This window comes from Tardiphaga sp., from assembly GCF_044340795.1.
Lineage (GTDB): Bacteria > Pseudomonadota > Alphaproteobacteria > Rhizobiales > Xanthobacteraceae > Tardiphaga.
The window spans coordinates 1-9,582 of the sequence record NZ_JBIISY010000219.1 but is presented as its reverse complement, the minus strand read 5'-3'; the positions used below and the strand labels follow the sequence as shown (position 1 = coordinate 9,582).

Sequence of the window (9,582 nt, the reverse complement as noted above, 5' to 3'; positions counted from 1 at the left end):
AATCTCGCCGAGCAGTATGGCGTCGATCAGCTGCGCTATTTCCTGCTGCGCGAAGTCTCGTTCGGGCAGGATGGCAGCTACAGCCACGAGGCAATCGTCAACCGCACCAATGCGGATCTCGCCAACGATCTCGGCAATCTCGCCCAGCGCTCGCTGTCGATGATCGGCAAGCAATATGGCGGCGTGCTCCCCACGCCGGGCGAATTCTCGGAGAACGACAAGGCTATCCTGGCGCAGGCCGATGCCATGCTGGAGCAGGCGCGCAGCGCCATGGCCACCCAGCAGATCCATCAGGCGCTGAACGCCATCTGGGCCGTGGTCGCCGAAGCCAACCGCTATTTTGCGGGCGAGGCGCCATGGGCGCTGGCCAAGACGGATCCAGCGAAGCAGGCAACCGTGCTCTACACCACGGCCGAGGTCGTGCGTCAGGTCGCGATCCTGGCGCAGCCCGTGATGCCGGCGTCCTGCGCAAAGCTGCTCGACGTGCTCGGCATCCCCGAAGACGCACGCGACTTCGCGGCGATCGCGACGCGCATCAAGCCGGGCACGCAGCTGCCGACCCCGACCGGCGTCTTCCCGCGCTATGTCGAGCCGGCGGCGGCGAGCTGAGAATCTGGCAATGCTGGTCGATAGCCACTGCCATCTCGATTTTCCGGATTTCGCCGACGATCTCGACGGCATCGTCGCCCGCGCGGAAGCTGCGGGCGTCGGAAAGCTGGTGACGATCTCCACCCGCGTGCGTCGCCTGCCGGCGCTGCTGGCCATCGCCGAGCGTTTTCCCAATGTCTATTGTTCGGTAGGCACCCATCCGCACAATGCCGACGAGGAAGACGGCATTTCTGCCGACGAGCTGATCGAACTCACCAAGCATCCGAAGGTGATCGCGCTCGGCGAAGCCGGTCTCGATAACTTCTACGAACATGGCTCCAGCGCTGCGCAGGAGCGGGGCTTTCGCGCCCATATCGCAGCAGCCCGCGCGACGGGGCTGCCGCTGGTGATCCACACCCGTGAAGCCGACGAACACTGCGGCGTCATTCTCGAGGACGAGATGGCGAAGGGCGCCTTCAAGGCGGTCCTGCATTGCTACACCGGTGGCCGCGAGCTTGCGATGAAGGCCATCGATCTCGGCCTGTCGATCTCCTTCACCGGCATCATCACCTTCAAGAAGTCGCAGGAGCTGCGCGACCTCGCCGCCGAACTGCCGGCCGACCGCATCATGGTCGAGACCGACGCGCCGTATCTCGCGCCCGGCAAGTGGCGCGGCAAGCGCAACGAGCCATCTTACGTCGTTGAAACCGCCAAGGTGCTCGCCGAGGCGCGCGGTGTTTCCTACGAAGAGCTGGCGAAGCAGACCACGGACAATTTCTTCCGCCTGTTCAGCAAGGCCTCCAGGGAAAGCATCGCTGCATGACGTTGGCGCTCACCATTCTCGGCTCCGGATCATCTGCGGGCGTGCCGCGCCCGGCGCTGGGCTGGGGCGCCTGCGATCCCGCCAATCCAAAGAACCGCCGCCGTCGCTGCTCCATGATGGCCGAACGCGTCGGCCCGGATGGCGTCACGCGCGTGATCATCGACACGTCGCCGGACCTGCGCGAGCAGTTGATCGATGCCGAGGTCGACGACATCGACGCGGTGTTCCTCACGCACGAACATGCCGACCAGACCCATGGCATGGATGACCTGCGCTCCGTGGTGCTGAAGCGCCGCAAGCGCATTCCGGTTTACATGAATGCCTCCACGGCGACCGACATCATGCTGCGCTTCGGCTACTGCTTCGAGTCACCGCCTGGCAGCGACTATCCGCCGATCCTCGATCGCCTCGACATCGAGGCAGGCGAGAGCCGCACCATCACGGGGAAGGGTGGTGACCTCACGCTGACGCCGTTCCTGGTCCAGCACGGCAACATCCCGGCGCTCGGCTATCGCATCGACGACACCGCCTATTCACCGGACCTGCACGACATCCCGAAAGAGAGCTGGCCGGCGCTGGAAGGTCTCGATCTCTGGATCATCGACGGGCTCCGCTACGCCCAGCATTCCAGCCATTTCAGCCTGAGCGACGCGCTAAGCTGGATCGAACGCTTCAAGCCGAAACGGGCGGTGATCACGAACATGCATGCGGACCTCGATTACGAAGCCGTGCGGACTGCCGTCCCGGAAGGTGTCGTGCCCGGCTATGACGGAATGCGGCTGGAGTTGCCGTAACACGCCGCCCCTCATGGTGAGCAGCGCGGACTTGCGCGCGTCTCGGATCATGGGTTGGTTTGGCGGTGGGAAGTCTACGGGCATACCGCTGCCATAAAACAACAGTGAGTTCCCTCAATTGTTCTGCTGACGAACAGCCGTCTTTCTGATGTCTTCGACTGGCAATGTCCGCTTTGCGACTCAATTAATCCCTTGCAGGTCGTATTCTTTTGGCACTTTCATTGCCGGCCCCCAGTCGCTTGGGGGCCGTTTTTTATGCGTGCGGGAGCCTTCCGTTGCCGGAGACAAAGAACTTCAGCTCTCGAACGATCCTGTCGACTTCACACGATCCCGCAGCATGAATTTCTGGATCTTGCCGGTGGACGTCTTCGGGATCGCGCCGAACATCACCGCCTTTGGTGTCTTGAAACCCGGCAACTGGTCGCGGCAGAAAGCGATGATCTCGGCTTCCGTCGCCGTCGCATTCGGCTTCAGTTCCACGAAAGCGCAGGGGACCTCGCCCCATTTCGGATCGGGCTTGGCGACCACCGAGGCGAACAGCACCGCCGGGTGCTTGTAGAGCACGTCCTCCACCTCCACCGACGAGACGTTCTCGCCGCCGGAAATGATGATGTCCTTGGAGCGGTCCTTGATGGTCACGTAGCCTTCGGCGTCCATCACGCCGAGATCGCCGGTGTGATACCAGCCGCCGGCAAAGGCTTCCTGCGTCGCCTTCTCGTTCTTGAGATAGCCCTTCATCACGATATTGCCGCGGAACATGATCTCGCCGATGGTCTCGCCATCAGCCAGCACCGGCTGCATGGTCTCCGGGTCCATCACCGTGAGCCCTTCCTGCGAGGGATAGGCCACGCCCTGGCGGCGCTTCATCCGGGCGCGCTCGTCCGGCGGCAGGTCGTCCCAGCCGGGCTGCTCCTCGCAGACCGAGGCCGGACCATAGGTTTCCGTCAGACCGTAGACATGGGTCAGCTTGATCCCGATCCGCTCGGCGCCGGCGAGTACGGCCATGGGCGGCGGCGCACCGGCGATCGAGCCGCGGATCACCGGGCCGCCGGCATAGGTTGGCGCATCCGGCGCATTGATCAGCGTGTTGTAGACGATCGGCGCGCCCGACATGTGGGTGACACCGTGCTCACGCATCAGCGCGAAAATCCTGGTCGGCTCGACCTTGCGAAGGCAGACATTGATGCCCGCCGTCGCGGCCACCGCCCAGGGCAGGCACCAGCCGTTGCAGTGGAACATCGGCAGGGTCCAAAGATAGGCGGGGTGCCGGCCAAGATCGGTCGCCATCACATTGCCGATGGCATTGAGATAGGCGCCACGGTGATGGGTGACGACGCCCTTGGGATTGCCTGTGGTGCCGGAGGTGTAGCCGAGCGCGATGGCATCCCATTCGTCGAGTGGGAAGGCAGATGAGAAGTCGGGACTGCCCTGCGTGAGCGCGTCCTCATATTCCAGTTCTCCGATCCCTTGTGGAGCGGAGAAGGCGACGTCGTCGACATCGATCACCAGGGGCTTGGGGCCGCTCATCAGGCCGAGCGCATCGGTGATCACAGCCGCGAATTCCGGATCGACCAGCAGCACCTTGGCGGCGCCATGGTCCAGTTGGAAGGCGACGGCGGCGGCGTCGAGCCGGACATTGATGGCATGGATCACGGCGCCGGCCATCGGGATCGCGAAATGGGCCTCGTTCATCGCCGGCACGTTTGGCAGCATGGCAGCGACCGTGTCGCCGCGGCCGATGCCACGGCCGGTCAGGAACGATGCGAAGCGGCGGCAGCGCTCCTGGGTCTGGGACCAGGTGAAACGGCGGTCCTCATAGATCGCGCTGAGATGGTTCGGATAAACGGCCGCGCTGCGAGTGAGGAAGCTGATCGGCGACAGCGCCACGAAATTCGCAGCGTTCTGGTCGAGCCCGATGCTGTAGACGCCCTGATCCGGTATCATTTTGCACTCTTCTATTAAATTCAGTGTGATATTTGTAATATCTCACATATCAGTTGAGCAGCGGAATTCTCTTCCGAAATTGGATCATTCAAGGCGCATAACCTTCTGAATTTGATCGAATTACAGGAATCCGATCGAAATCCAGGGGAAGATCGCCACGATGATCAGGCCCACCAGCAGTGCCAGCAGATAGCCGAGGATCGGCCGTATGCCTTCTGCCGGATCGACCCGCCCGATCGCGCAGGCGGCATAATAGCCGACACCGAACGGCGGTGCGAAGAGCCCGATCCCCATCGCAAGGATCACGATCATCGCATAGTGGACCTCGTGGACCCCGACCAGCCGGGCGATCGGGAACAGCAGGGGTCCGAACAGCACGATGGCCGGGATGCCTTCCAGCACGCTGCCGAGGATGATGAAGGCGACGATGGAGACCGCGATGAAGGTGGCGGCGCCTCCGGGCAGGCCGGTCATGGCGGCCGCCAGCGAGCGCGAGAAGCCGGACTGGGTCAGGCCCCAGGCCATGCCGGTGGCGGTTCCGATGATCAGCAGGATGGCGCCGGACAGGCAGGCGGTGTCCACCAGCATCTTGTGCAACCGCGACCAGTCGAACTGGCGATAGATCAGCAGGCCCGCCAGCACGGCATAGACGATGCCGATGGTGGAGACCTCGGTGGCCGTGGCGATGCCCTCGACCACCGCGGCGCGGATCACGAATGGCAGCGCGATGGCCGGCAGCGAGATAATGAAGGCCTTGCCAATCTCGGAGCCGGTCGCCCGCTTCACATGGCTGAGGTCCTCGCCGCGATAGCGCCACCAGACCAGCATGCCGAGCGTGATGGCCAGCACCACGCCGGGCAGCAGGCCGCCGGTGAACAGTGCGGCGATGGAGACGCCGGTGACCGAGCCGATGGTGATCAGCACAAGGCTCGGCGGAATGGTCTCGGTCTGCGCGCCGGTGGCAGAGAGCAGGGCGACGAGATCGCCCGGCTTCGCGCCGCGCTCCTTCATTTCCGGAAACAGCACCGGCGCCACCGCGGCCATGTCGGCCGCCTTGGAGCCGGAAATACCGGAGACGAGATACATTGCACCGATCAGCACGTAATGCAGGCCGCCGCGGACATGGCCAAGCAGGCTGGCCAGGAACGACACCATGGCCCGCGCCATGCCCGTCATCTCGATGAGCAGGCCAAGGAACACGAACAGCGGCACCGATAGCAGGATCAGATGGCTCATGCCCTCGTCCATGCGGCCGATCAGAACCATGATCGGGGTACGCGTGGTCAGCGCCATATAGCCGAAGATCGCGAGACCGAATCCGAACGCGATCGGCACGCCGACAAAGACGCAGAGCGCGACCACGCCGACGAAGAAGATGATCAGGTTGAGATTGCCGAGGGTGCGCAGGAATGGCTCGGCGAGCCAGAACACGCCCATGATGGCAACGACAGTGCCGAGCGCCATCAGCACGGTCTTGGGTTGGCCGTAGCGGAGCAGGCGCAGGAAGGCGAACACAATCATCAGCGAGATGCCGACGGGCAGGGCCGCAGCGCGAAAGCTGTTGGCGATCTGCAGGGCCGGGGTCGTGATGTAGCTTTCCTCATAGGCGTATTCGTAGGACGGCGCGACGATCATCAGCAGGAAGGCCAGCGCCGCGCAGGTCGCCACCACGTCGAGGAAGGCCCACATCCGCGGGCCGGCGGTCGCCACTAGCGCCGTCATGCGCATATGCTCGCCGCGCCGGAACGCGACCACCGAACCGAGCATCGCCAGCCACAGGAACAGGATCGAGGCCAGTTCGTCCGACCACACCAGCGGCCGGTGCAGGCCGTAGCGCGCGACCACGCCGGCGAACAGGATGGCGATCTCAGCGACAACCAGGATCGCCACCGGGATTTCCACCAGTGTGCCGAGGATCCGCTCCAGCGATGTCAGCCATCCCTTCGGACGGGTGACATCGGGTGTCATCCCGCCCTGCGGCTGTGCGAGTTCGGCGTGAGCCATGACGGTGCTTTAGGCCAGCTTGCCGACGGACTTTTCGAGCAGCGACCAGGCCTGGTCGCCATATTTGCCCTTCCATTCCGCATAGAAACCGGCCGAGCGCAGCTTGTCGCGAAACGGCGTGACCTCGGGCTGATTGAAGAGCAGGCCCTTGGCGAGCAGTTCCTCTCGCACCGTGGCGTTCAGTTTGGCGGTGTCCTCGCGCTCCTTGACCGCGGCGGCGTTGATGTTCTTCGCGACGATCTCGCGGAGATTGGCGGGCAGGCGCTCCCAGGCGCGGCGGTTGGCGAGGAACCAGAAACCGTCCCACATGTGGTTGGTCATCGAGCAGTATTTCTGCACTTCGTAGAGCTTCGCCGTGGAGATCAGGGCCAGCGGATTCTCCTGGCCCTCGACGACCTTGGTCTGCAGCGCCGAATAGACCTCGCTGAAATTGATCGAGGCGGGCGCGGAGTCGAACGCCTTGTACATCGAGGTCCACAGCGGTGACACCGGCACGCGGATCTTGAAGCCCTTGAGGTCCTCCGGCCCGTTGATCGGCCGCGTCGACGAGGTGGTCTGGCGGAAACCGTTGTCCCAGATCTTGTCCATGACAACGAGATTGGCCTTGGTGATCTCGCCGCGCACATAGGCGCCGAGCTCGCCATCCATGGCCTTCCACACGGTCTCGTAATCCGGGAATGCAAAGCCGATGCCGTTGATCGACGCAGCCGGCACGAGCGTGGCGAGGATCAGGCCCGACAGCGTGAAAAACTCGACGCCGCCCGAACGGATCTGGCTCAGCATGTCGGTGTCCGAGCCGAGCTGGTTGTTCGGAAACACCTGCAGGTCGACCTTGCCACCCGTTTCCGTCTTGATCGCCGCCGACATTTCGCGGGCGCGGACGTTCAGCGGATGCGTATCCGGCAGGTTGTTTGCGTATTTGTAGACAAATTCGGCCTGCTGAGCGCGGGCCACCAGAGGCATCCCAATGCCACCCATGGCAGTTGCGGCGGCCGATGCCTTCAACAGAGTGCGGCGTGAAATGGTCATTTTGTTTCTCCCTGCCATGTCTTCGTTTGCTTTTGTGATGGCGAAGACCCTTGCAGCTTGGTCATCATGTCGCAGCAGCCCGGTCAAGCCTTTTCGGGTGAGACCAAAGGCGGACGCGGCCTGGGCGGCCTCGACTTCGGGCGGTCTTTCGTAGAAAGCATTGCCGCAACAATGACGCTGTGCAGCCGCCGGGTTGCCGCAAGAAAACTGAGGAAAATCGCATGACCAAGGACCATGGCGTTGCCATAATCACCGGCGGCGCATCGGGTATCGGGCTCGCCATTGCCAAGTCGGCCGTAGGTGAGGGGTGGAAGGTCCTTCTCGCCGACCTCACCCAGCCCGCGCTGGACGCTGCCAAGGCGCAGGTCGACGCGATCAAGCCGGGCGTGACCCGGACCGTGGTCATGGACGTCGCCAATGAGGAGGCGGTCATCGCCGGCCTCAGGGATTGCGAAGCCGGCTTTGGGCCGGTCCGTGGGCTCGTGAACTCAGCCGGGATTGGCCGCCAGGTCCCGTTCTTCGAAACCTCCGTCAAACTGTTCCGGGAGATCCTCGACATCAATCTGGTCGGCACCTTTGCGGTGGCCAAGGAAGCCGCGCGGATGATGAAGGCCCATGGCGGCGGTGCCATTGTCAATGTGGCATCGGTGTCCGGCATCCGCGGCAATATCGAGCGCGCGGCCTATGGCGCGTCCAAGGGCGGCGTCATCACGCTGACCCAGGTCATGGCCAGCGAGCTGGCGCCGCTGAAAATCCGCGTCAACGCCATCGCCCCGGGCCCGTTCGAGACCCCCATGGTTCAGGAGATGCACACGCAGGCAACCCGCGAAGCCTGGATGCAGGTCGTACCGCAGCGGCGCTATGCCGAGCCGGCCGAGGTCGCCGGCGCCGCGATGTTTCTGCTGGATGACAACAAATCGAGCTTCGTCACGGGCCACGTGCTCAATGTGGACGGTGGCTTTGCCGCGCATGGGCTGCTGCCGAAATATCCGTAAGGCGAGCCTCATCCTCAGAAATTGAACGTCGATGACAGCATGTAGGTCCGTGGCTGGCTGAGGGCCACGAAACCGTTATTCCCCGTCACCCAGTAGTTCGCGCCGAGCACGTTCTCGACATTGAAGCGGACCACCACCGGCTTGTTGTTCCAGGGCGAGGCAAAGGTGTAGCGCGCACCGAGATCCAGCCGGGTCCATTCCGGGATCAGAAGGGCCCGGTTGGTGTTGCTGACATATTGCTCGTCCGTATAGGTCACACGTCCGTTCAGCGTGAACCCGCGCAGGAACGGCGTGTCCCATTCGCTGCCGAGGACGACACGGACGGCCGGTGCCCCTTGCGCCCGTGCGCCATCGAGGGCGCCGTTCTGGGTGCGGGTGAGACGCCCGTCGATGAAGGTGGCGCCGCCGAGCAGACGCACGCCCTCGACGACTTCGCCGAACACATTGAATTCGATACCCCTGTTGGTCTGTTCGCCATCGACAGTCAGCACCGGCAACGGCGTACCTGGGACCGTGATGGTGCTCGGCTGGGTGATCTGGAACGCGCTCACAGTGGTGGCGATACGACCCCAGTCCACCTTGATGCCGGTCTCATATTGCTCGGTCATGTAGGGCGGCAGTACCTGCCCGGAATTCTGGAACGTGTTGCCGACAACAGTACCTTGCTGCAGACCTTGAATATAGTTCGCGTAAAGCGAAACGTTTTCGACCGGTTTGATCACCAGCGCATAGGACGGGCTCCAGGCCGCAGAGTCGTAGCCGAGGGTCTTCACGCCTGTCTGTCCGTTGAAATTCTCTGCCTCCACATGCTGGCGACGAACGCCGACCGTGAGCTGGATGCGCTTGTCGAGGATTGACATCGTATCGGCAACGCCGACGCTGGTCAGGCCGATCTGGTAGGTGTTGGGAATTGGGCGGCCGGGATCGGGCACATAAGGCGAGGGGCCGAAAACCGGATTATAGATGTTGGACGCGACCGTAACGCCGGACAGCGCAAAATTGTCGCCGCCGGGATTGCTGACCTTCGACCAGTTGACGTTGAACTCATGTTCGACCGGACCGGTCGTGACCGTCGTCCGGACGCCGGCCAGTGCCGACATCGGATTGACATAGGTGCGCTGCTGGAACGGCTCGAAGCTGAAATTGCCGTTCAGGTTCGAAATCGCGGAATTGGCGAGCAGGCGGTAGTTTTCGAATCGCTGGGTACCGGCGGCTGCGTAGACCGTTACATTGTCGGAGATATCGGCCTCGCCGCGCGCCATGCCATAGAGCGATCGCGAGCTTTCAAAAGCCCAGGACGGCGCCAGGCTCTTTGTGCTGTCCGGCGGCGTCGGCACGCCGGTAAGCCCGGCAATGCTGATGAAACGCATCGTCGCCGAGATATCATCGGCCTGATAGCCAAGGT

General features: G+C 63.2%; 8 protein-coding genes. 4 read left to right on the top strand and 4 right to left on the bottom strand.

Annotation, left to right across the window (positions count from 1 at the left end; genetic code table 11):
• The 3 genes from ACIQ17_RS26075 to ACIQ17_RS26065 all read left to right on the top strand — a co-directional run.
• Positions 1-609 (top strand): class I tRNA ligase family protein (locus tag ACIQ17_RS26075; RefSeq protein ID WP_398472194.1); only part of this gene is annotated, 609 nt, incomplete at its 5' end.
• A gap of 10 nt (positions 610-619) precedes the next feature.
• The gene (locus ACIQ17_RS26070; protein ID WP_398472192.1) at positions 620-1,411 is read left to right on the top strand and encodes a TatD family hydrolase; all 792 of its coding nucleotides are present in this window, start codon (positions 620-622) and stop codon (positions 1,409-1,411) included.
• The gene (locus tag ACIQ17_RS26065; RefSeq protein ID WP_398472191.1) at positions 1,408-2,205 is read left to right on the top strand and encodes an MBL fold metallo-hydrolase; all 798 of its coding nucleotides are present in this window, start codon (positions 1,408-1,410) and stop codon (positions 2,203-2,205) included. Before ACIQ17_RS26070 ends, ACIQ17_RS26065 begins: the two co-directional genes overlap by 4 nt.
• A 294-nt stretch (positions 2,206-2,499) precedes the next feature.
• Here the strand turns inward: ACIQ17_RS26065 and ACIQ17_RS26060 are convergent, their stop codons facing one another.
• The 3 genes from ACIQ17_RS26060 to ACIQ17_RS26050 form a co-directional block, all read right to left on the bottom strand.
• Positions 2,500-4,149 (bottom strand): acyl-CoA synthetase, encoded by a 1,650-nt coding sequence (locus tag ACIQ17_RS26060; protein ID WP_398472190.1) that lies wholly within the window; start codon positions 4,147-4,149, stop codon positions 2,500-2,502.
• 120 nt (positions 4,150-4,269) lie between these two features.
• Positions 4,270-6,153: a TRAP transporter large permease subunit gene (locus tag ACIQ17_RS26055; protein WP_398472189.1), complete on the bottom strand. Its 1,884-nt coding sequence runs from the start codon at positions 6,151-6,153 to the stop codon at positions 4,270-4,272.
• Between the two features lie 9 nt (positions 6,154-6,162).
• Entirely contained in the window at positions 6,163-7,182 is a 1,020-nt protein-coding gene (locus ACIQ17_RS26050) for a TRAP transporter substrate-binding protein (protein ID WP_398472188.1), read from the bottom strand.
• A 221-nt stretch (positions 7,183-7,403) separates the two neighbouring features.
• Here ACIQ17_RS26050 and ACIQ17_RS26045 point away from each other — a divergent pair, with 221 nt between their 5' ends.
• The gene (locus ACIQ17_RS26045; RefSeq protein WP_398472187.1) at positions 7,404-8,177 is read left to right on the top strand and encodes an SDR family NAD(P)-dependent oxidoreductase; all 774 of its coding nucleotides are present in this window, start codon (positions 7,404-7,406) and stop codon (positions 8,175-8,177) included.
• Between the two features lie 14 nt (positions 8,178-8,191).
• Here the strand turns inward: ACIQ17_RS26045 and ACIQ17_RS26040 are convergent.
• Positions 8,192-9,582: TonB-dependent receptor (locus ACIQ17_RS26040; RefSeq protein WP_398472185.1), on the bottom strand; the 1,391-nt coding region annotated here is incomplete at its 5' end.

What these genes read in the sequence shown, in the direction of transcription:
- ACIQ17_RS26060 (WP_398472190.1), bottom strand. Translation starts at nt 4,149, where the DNA reads ATGATACCGGATCAGGGCGTCTACAGCATCGGGCTCGACCAGAACGCT.
- ACIQ17_RS26050 (WP_398472188.1), bottom strand. Translation starts at nt 7,182, where the DNA reads ATGACCATTTCACGCCGCACTCTGTTGAAGGCATCGGCCGCCGCAACT.
- ACIQ17_RS26045 (WP_398472187.1), top strand. Translation starts at nt 7,404, where the DNA reads ATGACCAAGGACCATGGCGTTGCCATAATCACCGGCGGCGCATCGGGT.
- ACIQ17_RS26070 (WP_398472192.1), top strand. Translation starts at nt 620, where the DNA reads ATGCTGGTCGATAGCCACTGCCATCTCGATTTTCCGGATTTCGCCGAC.
- ACIQ17_RS26055 (WP_398472189.1), bottom strand. Translation starts at nt 6,153, where the DNA reads ATGGCTCACGCCGAACTCGCACAGCCGCAGGGCGGGATGACACCCGAT.
- ACIQ17_RS26065 (WP_398472191.1), top strand. Translation starts at nt 1,408, where the DNA reads ATGACGTTGGCGCTCACCATTCTCGGCTCCGGATCATCTGCGGGCGTG.